Here is a 17,151-nt window from a genome sequence, read left to right on the forward strand (position 1 = left end):
TCTAGATATGAGCCTTAATAATCAACCATTAATCATAAAGTTAGGTGGCGCTGCGCTATCTTGTGGTGAAACACTCAGCAAGTTATTTGGTGCTATTTCAGCTTACCAACAGCAGGCACAGCGTCCTATCGTGATCGTTCACGGTGGTGGTTACCTTGTTGATGATTTGATGAGTAAGCTAAACCTAAAAACGGTTAAGAAAGAAGGGCTACGTGTTACTCCTTATGACCAGATCCCTGTGATCGCTGGTGCACTAGCGGGCACGGCCAACAAACTACTTCAAGGTCAGGCAATTAAAGATGGTATCAATGCCGTTGGTTTGAGCCTTGCAGATGGTGGTTTATGCAAAGTGAGCGAATTGAACCCTGAGCTGGGCGCAGTAGGAAAAGCGGAGCCGGGCGACTCAACCGTCCTGCAAGCGATTCTTAATGCTGGCGCACTGCCAATCATCAGTTCAATTGGCCTAACTGAACAAGGCCAACTGATGAACGTCAATGCCGACCAAGCTGCGGTTGCCGTTGCTGGCGCACTTGATGCTGAACTGGTGCTTCTTTCTGATGTAAGTGGTGTGTTGGATGGCAAAGGCCACCTCATTCCAAGCCTTAATCAACAGCAAGCTGATGACCTTATTACAGGCAAAGTGATTACCGATGGCATGATCGTTAAGGTTCAAGCCGCACTAGAAGCCGCTAACGACCTTGGACGACCAATCGAAGTTGCCACTTGGCGATACCCAGAAAAGCTAACACAACTGTTTTCAGGTAAAAGCATAGGAACACAGTTTTTACCTCAGTAGGTCTCACAACGAGTCACTGCTTAAAGAATTTAGACAAATTAAATAAACATATAATTATGAAGTCATTTCCAACGCTGACCGCCATGTGCAGTATGGAAACTAGGAGAAAGAAAATGAGCAAAGTTAACGTAAAGAAAGTTGTAGTAGCCTACTCTGGCGGTCTAGACACATCCGTAATCATTCCATGGTTGAAAGAGAACTATGACTGTGAAGTGGTTGCGTTTGTTGCTGATGTTGGTCAAGGCGACGAAGAGTTGATTGGTATCGAAGAGAAAGCAAAAGCGTCTGGTGCATCTGAGTGTTACATCGCAGACCTTAAAGAAGAGATGGTTGCTGACTACATCTACCCAACGCTGAAAACGGGCGCTTACTACGAAGGTAAATACCTACTAGGTACGTCGATGGCTCGTCCAATCATCGCGAAAGCACAGGTTGAAGTCGCACGTAAAGTAGGTGCAGACGCACTGTGTCACGGCTGTACAGGTAAAGGTAACGACCAAGTTCGTTTTGAAGGCGCATTCGCTGCACTAGCCCCGGACCTACACGTAATTGCACCTTGGCGTGAATGGGATCTAGTGAGTCGTGAAGAGTGTCTAGATTACCTAGCAGAGCGTAACATCCCTTGTACGGCTTCTCTTACTAAGATTTACTCGCGTGATGCAAACGCATGGCACATCTCAACAGAAGGTGGCGTTCTTGAAAACACATGGAATGCACCTAACGAAGATTGCTGGGCTTGGACTGTAGACCCAGAGCAAGCGCCAAACGAATCTGAAACAGTGACGCTTAAAGTTGAAAAAGGCGAAGTGGTTGCGGTTGATGGCGAAACAATGACGCCATACAACGCACTGGTTTACCTAAACGAGAAAGGTGCTAAGCACGGTGTTGGTCGTATCGATATCGTAGAAAACCGTCTTGTTGGCATGAAGTCTCGTGGTTGTTACGAAACTCCAGGTGGCACAATCATGATGGAAGCACTGCGTGCAGTAGAGCAACTGGTTCTTGATAAGGCGGCATTCGAATTCCGTGAAGAGCTAGGTGTTAAGGCTTCTCACCTTGTATACGATGGTCGTTGGTTCACTCCGCTATGTAAGTCAATCCTTGCAGCGACAGAAGAGCTAGCTCAAGACGTGAATGGTGAAGTGGTTATCAAGCTTTACAAAGGCCATGCAACGGTAACTCAGAAGCGTTCTGACAACAGCCTATACTCTGAAGAGTTTGCTACTTTTGGTGAAGATGAAGTTTACGACCAAAGCCACGCTGAAGGCTTCATCCGTCTTTACTCTCTATCAAGCCGTATCCGTGCTCTGAATAGCCAAAAGTAATGCTAACAATGAGTTAGTGAGCTAGCCTTCACTGAAATATTGAAGGCCAGTAAACAGACATGATTATGCAAAGCCCATTCACTATTGATTAGTGAGTGGGCTTTTTACTTTCTAATCGTCTAATAAATCAGCTTCGGTTTTTACTATGTGATGGCATATAATTCGCGCTCCACGCTGAAAATAATCAATGGATTCAATTTGCGGTGAATAAATATGTGAAAATAATGAATTAATACTTTATTTTCATTTTGAATTGCCGTAAGTTTAAACCATCAGAAAAATACTGAATCTTAATCAGAATTATCATTTGCAAAAACAGTGAGCACTGTGCAATTAGGAGATACACAATGGCATTATGGGGCGGTAGATTTACCCAAGCAGCAGACACCCGGTTCAAAGATTTTAACGATTCTCTTCGTTTTGATTACCGATTGGCTGAGCAAGACATTGTGGGCTCAATTGCCTGGTCTAAAGCTCTATTGTCGGTCAACGTATTAACAGAAGAAGAGCAACAGAAGCTTGAGTTAGCGCTGAATGAGCTAAAACTTGAGGTGATGGAAGATCCTGAACAGATTCTACGTTCTGATGCAGAAGATATTCACAGCTGGGTTGAGCAACAACTTATCGGCAAAGTCGGTGACTTGGGCAAAAAGCTTCACACTGGCCGTTCTCGTAATGACCAAGTGGCGACAGACCTGAAACTATGGTGTCGTCAGCAAGGTAACCAACTGCTATTGGCGTTGGATCGCCTGCAAAGCCAGATGGTGAATGTTGCTTCTCAGCATCAAGAAACCGTGCTGCCTGGCTACACTCACTTACAACGTGCCCAGCCGGTAACTTTTGCTCACTGGTGCTTGGCTTACGTTGAAATGCTTGAGCGTGACTATTCACGTTTGAATGATGCGATTAAGCGTCTAGATACATGTCCGCTGGGTTCTGGTGCCCTTGCAGGAACCGCTTACCCGATGGACCGTGAAGAGTTAGCTCACAATTTAGGTTTCCGTCGTGCAACGCGCAACTCTCTAGATTCTGTATCTGACCGTGACCATGTGATGGAGCTGATGTCGATCGCTTCTATCTCTATGCTTCACCTTTCGCGTCTTGCAGAAGATATGATTTTCTACAACTCTGGTGAATCAAACTTCATCGAGTTAGCAGACACCGTGACGTCAGGTTCATCTCTGATGCCACAAAAGAAAAACCCAGATGCGCTAGAGCTTATCCGTGGCAAAACGGGCCGTGTATACGGTTCATTAGCTGCAATGATGATGACAGTAAAAGCTCTGCCTTTGGCGTACAACAAAGACATGCAAGAAGATAAAGAAGGTTTATTCGACGCTTTAGATACTTGGAATGACTGTATGGAAATGGCTGCACTTTGTTTTGACGGCATTAAAGTGAACGGCGAACGTACACTTGAAGCAGCTAAGCAAGGTTATGCGAACTCTACGGAACTGGCTGATTACTTAGTAGCGAAAGGCATTCCTTTCCGTGAAGCTCACCATATTGTTGGTGTGACGGTAGTGGCGGCGATTGCGAAAGGCTGCGCATTAGAAGAATTAACCATCGCAGAGATGAAAGAGTTCTCTGAGGTGATTGAAGAGGATGTATATGACATCCTGACCATTGAATCGTGTCTTGAAAAACGTAGCGCACTAGGTGGTGTATCACCACAGCAAGTGGCTTACGCAGTAGACCAAGCTGAGAAACGTTTGGCGCAGCGTGACACCTCTATCGTTAAGGTTCGTCCTGCTCGTTTGACTGACATTGAAGCATTGGAAGGCATGGTGGCTTACTGGGCGAACATGGGTGAAAACCTGCCTCGCTCTCGTAATGAACTGGTGCGTGATATTGGCTCATTCGCTGTCGCAGAACATCATGGTGAAGTGACAGGTTGTGCATCACTTTATGTGTATGACTCTGGCTTAGCGGAAATTCGTTCGTTGGGTGTTGAAGCTGGCTGGCAAGGTCAAGGGCAGGGGACTGCAATCGTGCAGCACCTTGTTGAGAAGGCTCGCCAAATGGCAATCAAGAAAGTGTTCGTACTGACTCGTACTCCTGAGTTCTTTATGAAGCATGACTTCTTACCGACATCGAAATCTCTGCTACCTGAGAAGGTATTGAAAGATTGTGACCAGTGCCCTCGTCAACATGCGTGTGATGAAGTGGCGTTGGAAGTGAACTTGGTCGAGCAGATAATTGCTAAGGTGAATGTTGCATAAGGCATTGATTTTATAGTCCCTAAAAAAAGATCAAAAATCTGATCTTTTTTGGGAACAAACTAAGAAAAGCCCGGTCTATTAAAGTACCACTGCTTTTTCTTAGAATTTTCTAAGAAAGCCCTAGAATCGATTGGTTCTGGGGCTTTTTTCTATCTGCTGTTTGGGAAATTATACTCGTTCGATTGTTGTGACCAATTATCGGAGTATTGAACCTATCATCTAACCATTATTGCCTATCTAACAAACACTGCTGCTAACGCTTTTTGTTCCTTAAAGGCAGCACCAAAAACTTCATTATCCAATGCAACGACAATAAGCCACTGAATGCGAAAGCTGCCATCATCAAAGCGATGGCGTTGATGGTTTTTGGGTCTTCCCTGAAAAACAGCCACCATACTCCCCAACTTAATATCGACAACACCGTGAGCTGATTCATACAACGTTGGCAACGACCGAGTTTGTTGAAGATTTTTTCATTTTTATTGCAATGAAGACATGTCATCTTGGGCTTGATTCGCGTTATGCTTATTGCCCTGATAATACCACGTCACAAGATATTGGATCACGGTGACATAGAGAGAGAAGATCGATGATTGAGCGCCAAGAAACCAAGCAACGCATGAGCCGTATTGTTAAACACAACGGTACTATCTACCTATGTGGCCAAGTTTGTGCGGATGCAACAAAAGGCATTACAGAGCAAACACAGACGATGCTGGATAAAGTAGAAGCGTTACTTGAGCAAGCAGGCAGCGACAAAGAGCACATGCTGTCAGCAACCATTTACTTGAAAGACATGAAAGACTTCCAAGAAATGAACGCAGTATGGGATGCATGGGTTCCAGAAGGTCACGCTCCAGCTCGCGCATGTGTGACTGGCGACATGGCTCGTGAGGCACTACTGGTTGAGATCTCTGTGATTGCAGCTGAGAAGTAATTCTCTCGCATTTAGCAATAAGTAACGGTTTAAGAGATTCCAGATACTTCGCCTCTCAGTGCTGGAATGACGGATTAAGTTTTGGTTTAGATGCATAAATAAATCAACGTCATTCCCGGTAGTGACGAAGGAGCGTGGTCGGGAATCTATTATTTGCTCGTTACCAAAAACAAAAAGGAAAGCCAATGGCTTTCCTTTTTAGTATCTAGTCTTTGTTTACAGATTAAATTGCTACCTGTCTCAATGACCTGAGATTAACAACCAGGGCCACAATCTAGACAGTGTTTCACCATCTCTGGACCAAGGTGCAGTTTCGCATTCAGGTCACGTAACGCTGTTCGTACACCTTCTTCAATTACTGGGTGGTAAAATGGCATATCCAACATTTCAGAAACCGTCATCTTTTTCTGGTGTGCCCATGCGAGTAAGTGAGCCAAATGTTCTGCGTTTGGTCCCATCATCTCAGCACCAAGGAAACGGCCTGTACCTTGCTCGCCGTAAACGTGCAGAATACCTTTGTTGCGTAGCATCACTCGTGAACGACCTTGGTTCTCGAAAGACACTTCACCCGTTGCGAAACAACCACATGTGCCTAAGCGGGTTATGATCTCTTTGTATGTTTCACCAACCATCGCGATTTGTGGGTCAGAGAATACCGCAGAGATTTTAGAGCGGCGCAGGCCTGCGCGAATCTCAGGGAAGCGACCTGCATTATCACCCGCAATGCGTGCTTGGTCTGCTGCTTCATGTAGCAGAGGCAGTTGGTTGCTTGCATCACCCGCAATGAATACTGATGGCAATGATGTTTGTAGCGTGTAGTGGTCTGCGATTGGAACACCACGTTCATCAAGCTCAAGAGAGGTATTCTCTAGGCCAAGCTTATCAGTGTTAGGACGACGGCCTGTTGCTGCCAGTACGTACTCAACGACGTTAGTTTCTAGCTCACCTTGCTTATTGATGAACTGGATTTCGACACGTGGTTCACCTGACTCAGTGGTAATACGCTTCATGCTTTCGATTTTCACGTCGGCATCTAGGTAGAACTCTTCATTGAAGGCTTTATCTGCATACGCCATGATCTCTGGGTCGGTTATTGGGCCAACTTGACCACCCAAACCGAACAGTTTGGTCTTCACACCTAAGCGGTGTAGTGACTGACCAAGCTCAAGGCCAATAACACCAGGGCCAAATACGGCAACCGATTCTGGTAAGTCATCCCAGCTGAACACATCATCGTTAATGATCAGGCGGTCACCAAGTTCATTCCAAACGGCAGGGTATGCAGGGCGCGAACCTGTCGCGATAACAATACGCTTAGCCGTCACAATCGTGTGGTCATCAATTTGCAGCGTGTTGTCGTCTAAAAATTTTGCGTAACCAGAGATCTTGTCTTGCTCTGGGATTTCATCAACGCCTTCTAAAACAAAACCAACAAAACGGTCACGTTCAAACTTTACTCGGCCCATCACTTCACGGCCGTTAATCACGATATTGCCTTGTGGGTGAACGCCAAAAGCCGGAGCTTTCTCAATTTGGTGTACGCTTTCTGCAGCTGCAATAAGCAGTTTAGATGGCATACAACCAACACGAGCACAGGTTGTACCGTAAGGGCCGCCTTCAATCATCACGACACTGTCAGTGTGTGCTTTTGCAGCGCGGTAAGAACCTAAACCTGCCGTACCGCCCCCGATAACTGCTACATCTACATTGACTTGTTTCATAATAATTTTCTCGCAATGGCTAAATTTTGTTTGAACGAACCTCTCCAACTCTGGTGATTTTTTGAGAGTCAGGATAGTGGGTCAGTTTTGTGATTCTGTTTTATTAGGTTTAGCTTGTGACTCTGCTTTTATTGCTAACTATAGGTTAGTAAAAGACAGGCGAGTCACCAGCTATATTCTTTTTTCCAAAACTCAGATAAGAGCGTTTGGAATGGCTAACCCACAAGAGGGTGGGTTAGCTGATAATTCTAAGTCTATATCGGCGATGAAGCGATTAGCCTAGGAAAGTTTCTAGTTCTTCGCTACCACCGATGTGTTTGCCACCGATGAATACTTGAGGAACGGTAGTGCGACCAGAGATTGCACGTAGGCTTACTGTTGTTGCATCTTTACCTAGAACTACTTCTTCGTAGTTCAGACCTTTGTCGATTAGGTTCTGTTTTGCTTTCATACAGAAAGGACAGCCTGGCTTAGTGAATACTGTGATTGACTCTTGCTCTTTGTGCTCTGGAGCAAGGTAGTTAAGCATAGTATCAGCATCAGAAACCTTGAACGGGTCGCCTGGTACGTCTTCTTCGATGAACATTTTTTCTACCACGCCGTTTTTAACCAGCATGCTGTAGCGCCATGAACGTTTGCCGAAGCCGATGTCGTTTTTCTCAACTAGCATGCCCATGCCGTCTGTGAAATCACCGTTACCATCTGGGATGAATGTGATGTTTTCCGCTTCTTGGTCTGCTTTCCAAGCGTTCATTACGAATGTGTCGTTTACTGAAACACACAGAATGTCATCAACACCGTTCTCTTTGAATACAGAGTGTAGCTCGTTGTAACGAGGAAGGTGGCTTGACGAACATGTTGGTGTAAACGCACCTGGTAGGCTGAACACGATAACTGTCTTGTCTTTGAATAGCTCTTCCGTCGTTACGTTAACCCATGCATCACCTTGGCGAGTTGGGAATGTTACTTGAGGGATTGATTGACCTTCTTTAGATGCAAACATATTGATTTCCTTAAATAGTATTTTTAATTTTGTTCTATCAGAGCTTAACGTTTTTCTTCGCTCTGTTTCGTTTCGTTGAGCCCATTATTAGATAAATCCTTTGATAGCTCTAATCGTTTAATGTTATGGTTTTGATAGGTAAATTCTATCAAGAGCATTTTTCTTTTAAATGTTTCTATTAGAACCCTTGTTCTTATTAAAACCTGAGGTAAGAGACTGATCATGAACATTCGTGACTTTGAATACTTGGTGGCGCTCGCAGAGCATAAACACTTCCGAAAAGCGGCAGAAGCGTGCTTTGTCAGTCAGCCGACACTAAGCGGTCAAATACGCAAACTAGAAGATGAAATTGGACTTCAGTTAACCGAGCGTAGTCCAAGGAAGGTAATATTTACAGAATCAGGGTTACAACTTGTTGAACAAGCCAAGCGTATTCTCAATGAAGTGAAAACTTTTAAGGATATGGCGAGTGGACACGGTGAAGCGATGACCGGACCAATGCACATTGGTTTCATCCCAACCGTGGGTCCTTACATTCTGCCTAAGATTGTCCCTCACCTGAAAGAGAGCTTTCCTGAGTTAGAGCTATACCTGCATGAAGCCCAAACTCATCAATTAGTGAGCCAGCTTGAAGATGGCAAGCTGGACTGCTTGGTACTAGCTGCGGTTGATGAGACTGCAGTGTTCAAAGAGATTGATGTGTATGACGAACCATTAAGTGTCGCGGTTCCATGTGACCATGAGTGGGCTCAGCAGGACACCGTTGATATGCTGCAGCTCAATGGACAAACCGTATTGGCGTTAGGTGACGGTCACTGTTTAAGAGACCAAGCCCTAGGGTTCTGTTTTGCTGCGGGTGCAAAAGATGATGAGCGTTTTAAAGCAACCAGCTTAGAAACGCTACGTAACATGGTCGCGGCGGGGGCGGGCATTACCTTGCTACCTCAGTTATCGGTGCCAAAGGAAAAGCAGAAAGATGGTGTGTGTTACGTACCTGCGGTGAATCCAACACCTTCACGTCGAATTGTCGTGGCTTACCGTCCGGGCTCTCCATTGAAGGGACGTTTCGAGCAATTGGCTGAGACGATTCGAACTCAACTGGAGAAGACGGCTTAGTGCTTGAGTTTAGAGCCTAGTCTGGTCAGATATAGATATAAAAAAAGGGTTGATATGAATGCATATCAACCCTTTTTATTGGTTCATGTTACTAGGTTCAACAAACCCTAGTTAGAACAGCTCTTCTACTGCTTCACCTGATGAGGTTGAGTAGATGTCGTCATTGAAACGTTCAGTGATGTATTCGGTTGGCTCTGTGCCTTTCTCGAAGTACTCGAACATTGATGAGCTATCGAACTTGTTGGTCAGTAAGCCAGTCTCACGGTCGATACGAACACGAACGATGTTTTCTGGAAGCTCTTTACGCTCAGCAGGAACGCCCGCTAACGCCGTACCCATGAAATCAACCCATGCAGGTTCTGCTGTTTTCGCGCCAGCTTCTGCACCAGTAATCTGATTCTTACCAAGGTTCGAGTTCGCTTTGGTTCTGCCTAGGTTGCGGTTGTGGTTATCAAAACCAACCCATACCGTTGCAACCATGCCAGGGCCGTAGCCGCTGTACCAAGTATCTTTTGAATCGTTGGTGGTACCCGTTTTGCCGCCAATGTCACGACGCTTCAACGGCTGCGCACGCCAACCAGTACCGTTCCAACCAGTGCCAGCGCTCCAATCACCGCCACCCCAGATGTTGCTGTACATCATTTCACGAACAAGGAATGCGTTCTGTTCAGAGATAACTTGAGGTGCGTATTGTACTTTGGCATCCACATCTTGCTCTGCAAACTCATCCGCCATTGGATCTGCGGTAATCGTCTGTTTGCAATCTTCTTTACACACCACTTTCGGTGTCGCTTCAAACTCAGTCTCGCCAAATGGAGTCTCAACGCGGCTGATGTAGAAAGGTTCAACGTAGTAACCACCGTTAGCGAATACTGAGTAACCTTGCGCTACTTTCATAGGTGTTAAGCTACCAGCACCTAGCGCGATAGTTTCAGAACGAGGTACTTCATCAATATCAAAGCCGAAACGAGTTAGGTAGTTACGAGTATCATCTAAGCCAACTTCACGCAGCACACGTACCGCCATTACGTTTTTCGATTGAGCTAAGCCAATACGTAAACGAGTCGGGCCAACGTATGTAGGTGGCGAGTTCTTTGGTCGCCATGCTGTACCTTGGCTCTTATCCCATTGGTTAATCGGTGCATCGTTGATTAGTGAGGCTAGCGTTAAGCCTTTCTCAATCGCTGCTGAGTAGATAAATGGTTTGATACCAGAACCCACCTGACGAATAGATTGCGTTGCACGGTTGAACTTGTTGTGAACAAAGTTAAAGCCACCGACCATCGACAATACCGCGCCGTTGTTCGGGTTCATTGCAACAAATGCGGTATTCGCATTAGGTACTTGGCTTAGTCGCCATACAATCGGCGTTTCTGATTCTGCCGTTGTTGACTCAGCTGTCGGCTCTTCAGAGACTTCATTGCCTGTAATGGCTTCATGGCGAACCCAGATTTGTTCACCAACAGCTAGAATCTCTTTTGCTTGAGATGGAGCAGGGCCTTGGCGATTGTCTGTTAGGAACTTACGTGCCCAGTTCATGCCTTGCCATTCAATTGTGCCTTCACCTTGGTTTTTAACCCAAACCTGAGCGCTTTTCGAGTCAACTGAAGTTACAACCGCAGGGACTAGGTCACCATAGGTTGGCTGAGACTTAAGGTGTTTAACGATCTTGTCGTGGTCCCAAGCTGATTGCTCGGTTTGCCATAAGACTTTTTCAGCACCGCGGTAGCCGTGACGCTCATCGTAGCCAAGCAGGTTCTTAATCGCTGCTTGGTTCGCTGCTTTTTGCAGTTTTGAATCAACGGTGGTGTAGACCTTCATACCTGATGTATAAGCGGCTTCGCCATAGCGTTCCACCATCCAAGCACGTGCAACTTCTGCAACATACGGTGCGCTCAGTTCAATTTCTGCACCATGGTACTTCGAGATCAGCTTTTCACTGCGAGCTTCATCAAACTCTGCTTGAGTGATGTATTTCTCGTCTAACATACGACGTAATACAACGTTACGACGGTTAGTCGCGCGCTCGACAGAATAAATAGGGTTCATTGTTGATGGTGCTTTTGGCATACCTGCAAGCGTAGCTAGCTCACTTAGGGTTAGATCTGGAAGATCTTTACCGAAGTAAACACGCGCTGCTGCGCCGAAGCCATATGAGCGGTGGCCAAGGAAGATCTTGTTTACGTACAGCTCCATGATCTCTTCTTTGCTAAGCAGTTGCTCAATGTGGATCGCAATAAAGATCTCTTTAATCTTACGCATGTACGTTTTCTCATTAGATAAGAAGAAGTTACGCGCAAGCTGCTGAGTAATGGTACTCGCACCTTGTTTTGCAGAACCCGACATAGCAACCACGATCGCTGCACGAGTAATACCGATTGGGTCAATACCTGGGTGTTCGTAGAAACGGCTATCTTCGGTGGCAATCAGAGCCTCAACTAAGTGGCGAGGAATCTCGTCATAAGTCACCGGGTTACGACGCTTTTCACCAAATTGAGAGATCAACTTACCGTCTTGACTGAAGACTTGCATCGGCGTTTGGAGTTCTACGTCGCGCAAAGTGGCAACATCAGGCAACTCTGGTTTTACGTAATAATAAAACCCGAAAATTGTACTGACTCCAAGAATCATGCAAATCAATGTAAATATGAATAATCGCTTTATGAACTTCACCGGATAATCCCTGATTAGTTAAGGCTGATAAGCAGCAAACCCTTGTACTCTAGGCTAAAAACTTAGCTTTCGTTTATTAACGCTTATTTAACTAATAATCACAACCCCTAGATAATCAACGAAATGCTTGGCACTTCAGGAGCTAGGTCACATGGGTTCATCATTAATTACAGGTATAGATATAAATCATCACAGCATCAAAGCCGTGGTACTAAAACCCGTGGGGGAGTTGTATGCCCTAGTGGGATACAAAGAGCTGCCGATTTCGGACGACATTTTTACAGCTAACCATACTTTGGAGTATCAGAAAACTGTTAAGAAACTTAAAGAACTTAGGAAAGGACTGCCTTTTGGCTGTCGCAACGTCGCCATTTCGGTACCTGATAACACGGTGATCAGCAAAGTACTGCAAATAGAGAGTGAGTTAGAAGACAGAGAAAAAGAGTTTTCTATCTATCAAACCTTCGCCCATCAATCTCCCTTTCCTATCGAGGAGCTGAGTTTAGATTTTGTAAAGCTGGAAGACAAACGATTTGGTAAAGGTTCGACAAGCAGTTATCAGGTATACGCCACTCGTAAGGAAGTGGTGGATAGCCGAGCTTATGCATTAACTAAGGCTGGTTTTAAACCTGTGGTGGTAGATACACAGGCACATGGGCTGCTCAATATCTGGCAACTAGCCTCGCGTCTGTATCCCGAAAAGAAAAACTGGCTGCTGGTGGATGTTGGCATCGACCAAACGTCGCTAGGAGTTATCCCGCAGAATTCAGTGCCTTTCTATAAAGACATCGCTTTTGGTACTCAAGATCTTCGCAGTTCGGATAACCCAAGTGATACAGAAGGTGTGCTCGGCACGGCTGAAGATACCCATCAATTCATTGTTAATTTGATTGAGAAGCTCAAGCGTCAATTACAGCTTTATTCATCGGGAAATGCGCAGCAACCTATCTCTGGGATCTGGCTGATGGGTGAGGGTGCCAGCATTCCTATGGTAACCGAAGAGCTAGAGCGCCATTTTCAGCTGAGCTGTGAGTCATTGAATCCTTTGTCTCTGTTTGAGAACAAGGTCGCCAAGAGACGTCGACTGCCAATGGACTGGCAACACTTTGGCATTGCCGCGGGTATGGCGATGAGTGGACTCAAGTGGCAGGGAGAAAAGCATGTTGCATCAAATTAACCTGCTGCCTTGGCGTGATGAGATTCGTGCTCAGCATAAGAAGCGTTTTGTTCATCTGGTCATTCTCGGTGTCATCATTGCGCTTGGTGGGCAATGGGCGGTCGGTAACTATTTTCACGACCAACAAGCCAAGCAGCAAGCGCGCCTTAACTATCTCAATCAATACATCGCTGAGCTCGACCGACAGATTCAGTCATTAAAAGTCGCCGAACAAGAGCACAAAGCCATTCTCACTCGACTAGATGTGGTGGAGTCTTTACAGCTTGGCCGCAATAAGACCACCGACTTCATGAACCTAATGCCGGAGCTGATTCCTGAGGGTGTATATGTCGACAAGATAAAGATGAATGGTCAGGAGATTGAAATGTCGGGTATCAGCGACAGTACGGCTCGTCTCGCCACGATGTTGGATAACCTCGAGCGTTCAGATTCTCTGAAAGGGGTTGAGATGCACTCTATCGTTCATAACCGCAAACGCTTCAATAAAGAGTTTCAGACCTTCAAGGTCTCTTTTGTGTTCAGCCCTGTGTCTTTAGAAAACACAACCGCAGAGAGCACTGCCGCGAGCAGAAAAGAGAAGGGGGCACATCATGGCTAACCTTCAAAATAGGATTAGTTGGCAAAATAGGATGAGCTTGCAAGATCTCGATGTTGATGAGATCACCGAATGGCCATTGTTGCCTCAGCTTCTCGTGATTCTGGTGTTGATAGTGTTAATCCAAGGTGTTGGCACTTGGCTTTATGTGCTGCCGCTCGACGATGAACTGCAACAGATGAAGCAACAGGAGCACACCTTAAAAACGACCTTGCGAATAAAGGCGAATAAGGTTGCAGCCTTACCTAAACTCCAGAGCCAATTAGAGGAGTTAACCAGCCGTTACGATTACTTGTTAGAGCAGCTGCCCGTTCAAAAAGAACTGGCCAGTATGTTGGCGTCAGTGAATGAGCTCGGCTTGGATAACTCGCTGACCTTCACGCGAATTGATTGGGGGCAAAAGCAGAACAAGGAGTTCCTCTATCGATTGCCTCTCAATATTGAGCTGACAGGTGACTATCACGAGATTGGTGACTTTTCTGCTGCCATCGCCAAGCTGCCGCGCATTATCAGCTTTGATGATGTGAATTGGCAGCGAGTCAGTCAAGAAAGCAGCACGCTGCACTTTAGGGTTCGAGCTTATACCTACCAGTTTAAATCGGAGGTCAATGATGAAACCCAATAGTGCGTTTTACTCAATCGTGTTGCTGCTTGCGTTATCAGGCTGCAAGGCTAATCAAGACTCACTGCCAGACTTTGTCGCGCAAGTTGAAGCCAAGGCCAGAAAAGACGTTGAGCAACTTGTCCCAGCAACTGAATTCACGGCGGCGACCTATCAGCGCCAAGCTTTTCGTCCTCCCTTTGAACTGCCTAAAGAAGCCATTGTGCAAAATCAACCCTTGGTGAAAAAAGACTGTTGGCAACCCAGCGCTCGTTCTCGTAATGGCAAGTTAGAGAAGTACCCGTTGAGTAAGCTTCGTTTAAGAGGCGTCATGGGAAGCGGAACAAGTGTATTTGGCTTAGTGCAAACACCCAAAGGCAACGTGGTAAACGTCAAGAAAGGCCAGTTTATCGGCTTAAACAATGGCCGAGTTACTAAGGTGACGAGCCAGTACGTTCAGATTAATGAAACTCTTCCAGATGGCTTAGGTTGTTGGCATAAGCGCAACGTTAGGCTGGCTCTGAAGTAAACCAATGTCACATGATGTGGATATGAGATGTAAATATGATTAAAGGAATAAGTAGATTAGTAAGCAAGGCTCTACAAGGTTTTGCTGTGTCTGTGATGTTGGTTGTTAGCGTGCTCAGCTATGCCGAGAGCTTACCTAATAAATTAGAGAATATTGATTTTAGAGTGAACAAGGATAAAGACGCCGTCATCATCATTGAGCTGGCGACCAGTACCGCTGTGGTGGATGTTCAACGTGCTCAGGAAGGGTTAAGTATCGAGTTAATCAATACTCAGGTTGATGATGACAAGCTTTACCTACTGGATGTGAAAGACTTCGCCACCTTGGTTGAAGGTATTGAGGTCTACAAAGAGACACCAAGCACTCGGCTTCTAGCGACGATTAGCAATGACTATCAGTATGAATATAATCTAAAGGGGCGCTTTATTGAGGTGGTGATCAGCAAACCGGTTATTGATGAAGTGACCAAAGAAAAAAGCGTTCTAGAGAAAGAGGGCAAGCTGATATCGATTAACTTCCAAGATATCCCAGTACGAAATGTCCTGCAGTTGATTGCCGACTATAACGATTTCAATCTCGTGGTGTCTGATTCGGTAGCCGGAAACCTGACGTTACGTTTAGATGGCGTACCTTGGCAGCAAGTTCTCGACATTATCTTGCAAGTTAAAGGCTTGGATAAGCGTGTTGATCGCAATGTTATCTTGGTCGCGCCGAAAGCGGAACTCGATCTTCGAGAGCAACAAGCGTTAGAGAAATCTCGCTTGGAAGAGGAGTTAGGGGAGCTTAAGTCGGAAATCATCAAGATTAACTTTGCTAAAGCCACCGACATTGCCGACATGATTGGCGGTGAAGGCGCGGTCAGTATGTTGTCCGATCGTGGCTCAATTACCATTGATGAGCGCACCAACTCACTACTCATTCGTGAGCTGGAAGAAAACATTGCCGTGATCCGAGGCATCATTGAATCGTTAGACATTCCAGTGAAGCAAGTACAGATAGAGGCGCGTATCGTCACTGTTACCGAGGGTAACCTGGATGAGCTTGGTGTGCGCTGGGGTGTTTCATCAACCAACGGAAGCTTCACCGTTGGCGGTTCAATTGAAGGTAACCACCCATCAGCGATTACGCCGTATGACGACGATAGCGGCAGCAGCGTGATTGATGACTATCTCAACGTAAATTTAGGAGCAACATCGCCGAACGCTTCGAGTATTGCGTTTCAGGTAGCCAAGTTGGGTTCGGATACCTTGCTTGATCTTGAATTGTCAGCACTGCAACAAGAGTCGAAAGCTGAAATTATTTCGAGCCCACGCTTAATCACCACCAATAAAAAGCCCGCCTATATTGAGCAAGGTACTGAAATTCCTTATTTAGAGTCCTCTTCAAGTGGCGCTACGTCGGTCGCGTTTAAGAAAGCCGTGTTGAGTCTTAAGGTGACACCGCAGATCACGCCCGACAATCGTTTGGTATTGGATTTGAGCGTGACTCAAGATAGACCAGGGCAAGTGGTAAAAACCGGAACCGGTGAGGCGGTCGCAATTGATACGCAAAGAATAGGTACGCAAGTGCTTGTTAATAATGGTGAAACTATCGTGCTTGGCGGGATATTTCAACACAGCGTGAGCAGTACGGTGGATAAAGTTCCTCTGTTAGGAGACCTGCCAGTTTTGGGTGCATTGTTCCGTCGCAGCTATGAAAATGTGGGTAAAAGTGAACTGCTTATTTTTGTCACACCTAAAGTTGTGATTCAGTAATGAACAATTAGATTAAAAATAAAGTTGCATTAGTGGCACCTAACCTTGATAATTTCGGGTCTTATCACGAATTATCTGTGAGGAATCGGTGCCACGGGCCTTTTAATTTCAGTACTTGTACTGACCTACCTTGTGGCGATGTCATTGAATTAACGTTGTAAATTACTGCTAAAAACATGGCTGAGAAACGCAATATTTTTCTTGTTGGCCCAATGGGCGCCGGCAAAAGTACAATTGGTAGACACCTAGCTTCCCAACTTCATATGGAGTTTCTAGACTCTGACACTGTGATCGAAGAGCGCACTGGCGCAGACATCGCATGGGTTTTTGATGTTGAGGGCGAAGAAGGTTTCCGTAAGCGCGAAGAATCTGTAATCAATGATCTGACAGAAGAACAAGGTATTGTTCTTGCGACAGGTGGTGGTTCAGTGTTGAGCAAAGAAAACCGTAACCGTCTATCTGCACGAGGCATTGTTGTATACCTAGAGACAACAATTGAAAAGCAACTTGCTCGCACTAACCGCGACAAGAAACGCCCTCTACTTCAAACAGACAACCCGCGTGATGTGCTAGAAGATCTAGCTGTATCTCGCAACGCACTATACGAAGAAGTGGCGGACTACACAGTTCGTACTGACGACCAAAGTGCAAAAGTGGTAGCCAACCAGATCGTAAAAATGCTAGAAGAACGTTAAGTTCATT

The 17,151-nt window shown here is 45.7% G+C and carries 16 protein-coding genes; 11 read left to right on the top strand and 5 right to left on the bottom strand.

Annotated features, from left to right (window positions below):
* Positions 1 to 7: 7 nt before the first annotated feature.
* From argB to argH, 3 genes are all read left to right on the top strand, one after another.
* Positions 8 to 796: an acetylglutamate kinase gene (argB, locus tag AB8613_RS10010; protein ID WP_146492426.1), complete on the top strand. Its 789-nt coding sequence runs from the start codon at positions 8 to 10 to the stop codon at positions 794 to 796.
* A gap of 113 nt (positions 797 to 909) precedes the next feature.
* The gene (locus tag AB8613_RS10015; RefSeq protein ID WP_017061137.1) at positions 910 to 2,121 is read left to right on the top strand and encodes an argininosuccinate synthase; all 1,212 of its coding nucleotides are present in this window, start codon (positions 910 to 912) and stop codon (positions 2,119 to 2,121) included.
* Between the two features lie 347 nt (positions 2,122 to 2,468).
* On the top strand, positions 2,469 to 4,343 hold the full coding sequence (argH, locus tag AB8613_RS10020) for an argininosuccinate lyase (RefSeq protein ID WP_048659175.1): 1,875 nt from the start codon (positions 2,469 to 2,471) through the stop codon (positions 4,341 to 4,343).
* Between the two features lie 253 nt (positions 4,344 to 4,596).
* On the opposite strand, the gene AB8613_RS10025 is transcribed toward argH, so the two are convergent.
* Positions 4,597 to 4,845, bottom strand: coding sequence for a DUF3624 domain-containing protein (locus tag AB8613_RS10025; RefSeq protein WP_146492428.1), 249 nt, complete (start codon positions 4,843 to 4,845; stop codon positions 4,597 to 4,599).
* An 87-nt stretch (positions 4,846 to 4,932) separates the two neighbouring features.
* Between AB8613_RS10025 and AB8613_RS10030 the strand changes: the two genes are divergently transcribed.
* A complete protein-coding gene (locus AB8613_RS10030; RefSeq protein WP_004737155.1) occupies positions 4,933 to 5,280 on the top strand; it encodes a RidA family protein in 348 nt (115 codons plus the stop codon).
* A gap of 254 nt (positions 5,281 to 5,534) precedes the next feature.
* On the opposite strand, the gene AB8613_RS10035 is transcribed toward AB8613_RS10030, so the two are convergent.
* The 3 genes from AB8613_RS10035 to AB8613_RS10045 all read right to left on the bottom strand — a co-directional run bounded on the left by AB8613_RS10035 (position 5,535) and on the right by AB8613_RS10045 (position 8,228).
* Positions 5,535 to 7,001: a dihydrolipoyl dehydrogenase gene (locus AB8613_RS10035; protein ID WP_210446814.1), complete on the bottom strand. Its 1,467-nt coding sequence runs from the start codon at positions 6,999 to 7,001 to the stop codon at positions 5,535 to 5,537.
* A 274-nt stretch (positions 7,002 to 7,275) separates the two neighbouring features.
* Positions 7,276 to 8,004, bottom strand: coding sequence for a glutathione peroxidase (locus AB8613_RS10040; RefSeq protein WP_017061133.1), 729 nt, complete (start codon positions 8,002 to 8,004; stop codon positions 7,276 to 7,278).
* A 44-nt stretch (positions 8,005 to 8,048) separates the two neighbouring features.
* Positions 8,049 to 8,228, bottom strand: coding sequence for a hypothetical protein (locus AB8613_RS10045; protein WP_017096544.1), 180 nt, complete (start codon positions 8,226 to 8,228; stop codon positions 8,049 to 8,051).
* Here AB8613_RS10045 and oxyR point away from each other — a divergent pair.
* On the top strand, positions 8,227 to 9,120 hold the full coding sequence (gene oxyR, locus AB8613_RS10050) for a DNA-binding transcriptional regulator OxyR (protein WP_372057601.1): 894 nt from the start codon (positions 8,227 to 8,229) through the stop codon (positions 9,118 to 9,120). The two genes, AB8613_RS10045 and oxyR, sit on opposite strands and share 2 nt — an antisense overlap.
* 111 nt (positions 9,121 to 9,231) lie before the next feature.
* On the opposite strand, the gene AB8613_RS10055 is transcribed toward oxyR, so the two are convergent.
* The gene (locus tag AB8613_RS10055) at positions 9,232 to 11,793 is read right to left on the bottom strand and encodes a penicillin-binding protein 1A (RefSeq protein WP_372383792.1); all 2,562 of its coding nucleotides are present in this window, start codon (positions 11,791 to 11,793) and stop codon (positions 9,232 to 9,234) included.
* A gap of 151 nt (positions 11,794 to 11,944) precedes the next feature.
* On the opposite strand from AB8613_RS10055, the gene pilM reads away from it, so the two are divergent.
* The 6 genes from pilM (at position 11,945) to aroK (ending at position 17,144) form a co-directional block, all read left to right on the top strand.
* Positions 11,945 to 12,970 carry a type IV pilus assembly protein PilM gene (pilM, locus tag AB8613_RS10060; RefSeq protein ID WP_285953307.1) on the top strand — a complete coding sequence of 342 codons (1,026 nt, stop codon included), beginning with the start codon at positions 11,945 to 11,947 and terminating at the stop codon, positions 12,968 to 12,970.
* Positions 12,954 to 13,568, top strand: a complete 615-nt coding sequence (locus tag AB8613_RS10065) for a PilN domain-containing protein (protein ID WP_372383793.1) — start codon at positions 12,954 to 12,956, stop codon at positions 13,566 to 13,568. The genes pilM and AB8613_RS10065 overlap by 17 nt, the downstream gene beginning before the upstream one ends.
* Positions 13,561 to 14,190 carry a type 4a pilus biogenesis protein PilO gene (locus AB8613_RS10070; protein ID WP_146492434.1) on the top strand — a complete coding sequence of 210 codons (630 nt, stop codon included), beginning with the start codon at positions 13,561 to 13,563 and terminating at the stop codon, positions 14,188 to 14,190. The genes AB8613_RS10065 and AB8613_RS10070 overlap by 8 nt, the downstream gene beginning before the upstream one ends.
* Complete coding sequence (locus AB8613_RS10075; protein ID WP_210446842.1) at positions 14,177 to 14,695, top strand: pilus assembly protein PilP; 519 nt, start codon at positions 14,177 to 14,179, stop codon at positions 14,693 to 14,695. The genes AB8613_RS10070 and AB8613_RS10075 overlap by 14 nt, the downstream gene beginning before the upstream one ends.
* Positions 14,696 to 14,730: 35 nt before the next feature.
* Positions 14,731 to 16,449 carry a type IV pilus secretin PilQ gene (locus AB8613_RS10080; RefSeq protein ID WP_372383794.1) on the top strand — a complete coding sequence of 573 codons (1,719 nt, stop codon included), beginning with the start codon at positions 14,731 to 14,733 and terminating at the stop codon, positions 16,447 to 16,449.
* A 176-nt stretch (positions 16,450 to 16,625) separates the two neighbouring features.
* Positions 16,626 to 17,144, top strand: a complete 519-nt coding sequence (aroK, locus tag AB8613_RS10085; RefSeq protein WP_017061125.1) for a shikimate kinase AroK — start codon at positions 16,626 to 16,628, stop codon at positions 17,142 to 17,144.
* Positions 17,145 to 17,151 lie beyond the last annotated feature (7 nt).

Origin of the sequence: Vibrio sp. BS-M-Sm-2, assembly GCF_041504345.1 — a bacterium.
GTDB classification, from domain to species: Bacteria; Pseudomonadota; Gammaproteobacteria; order Enterobacterales; family Vibrionaceae; genus Vibrio; species Vibrio satsumensis.

Excerpts from the sequence above, each read along its gene's own strand:
- argB (WP_146492426.1), top strand. The coding sequence starts at position 8 with ATGAGCCTTAATAATCAACCATTAATCATAAAGTTAGGTGGCGCTGCG.
- AB8613_RS10015 (WP_017061137.1), top strand. The coding sequence starts at position 910 with ATGAGCAAAGTTAACGTAAAGAAAGTTGTAGTAGCCTACTCTGGCGGT.
- argH (WP_048659175.1), top strand. The coding sequence starts at position 2,469 with ATGGCATTATGGGGCGGTAGATTTACCCAAGCAGCAGACACCCGGTTC.
- AB8613_RS10025 (WP_146492428.1), bottom strand. The coding sequence starts at position 4,845 with ATGACATGTCTTCATTGCAATAAAAATGAAAAAATCTTCAACAAACTC.
- AB8613_RS10030 (WP_004737155.1), top strand. The coding sequence starts at position 4,933 with ATGATTGAGCGCCAAGAAACCAAGCAACGCATGAGCCGTATTGTTAAA.
- AB8613_RS10035 (WP_210446814.1), bottom strand. The coding sequence starts at position 7,001 with ATGAAACAAGTCAATGTAGATGTAGCAGTTATCGGGGGCGGTACGGCA.
- AB8613_RS10040 (WP_017061133.1), bottom strand. The coding sequence starts at position 8,004 with ATGTTTGCATCTAAAGAAGGTCAATCAATCCCTCAAGTAACATTCCCA.
- oxyR (WP_372057601.1), top strand. The coding sequence starts at position 8,227 with ATGAACATTCGTGACTTTGAATACTTGGTGGCGCTCGCAGAGCATAAA.
- AB8613_RS10045 (WP_017096544.1), bottom strand. The coding sequence starts at position 8,228 with ATGATCAGTCTCTTACCTCAGGTTTTAATAAGAACAAGGGTTCTAATA.
- pilM (WP_285953307.1), top strand. The coding sequence starts at position 11,945 with ATGGGTTCATCATTAATTACAGGTATAGATATAAATCATCACAGCATC.
- AB8613_RS10065 (WP_372383793.1), top strand. The coding sequence starts at position 12,954 with ATGTTGCATCAAATTAACCTGCTGCCTTGGCGTGATGAGATTCGTGCT.
- AB8613_RS10070 (WP_146492434.1), top strand. The coding sequence starts at position 13,561 with ATGGCTAACCTTCAAAATAGGATTAGTTGGCAAAATAGGATGAGCTTG.
- AB8613_RS10075 (WP_210446842.1), top strand. The coding sequence starts at position 14,177 with ATGAAACCCAATAGTGCGTTTTACTCAATCGTGTTGCTGCTTGCGTTA.
- AB8613_RS10080 (WP_372383794.1), top strand. The coding sequence starts at position 14,731 with ATGATTAAAGGAATAAGTAGATTAGTAAGCAAGGCTCTACAAGGTTTT.
- aroK (WP_017061125.1), top strand. The coding sequence starts at position 16,626 with ATGGCTGAGAAACGCAATATTTTTCTTGTTGGCCCAATGGGCGCCGGC.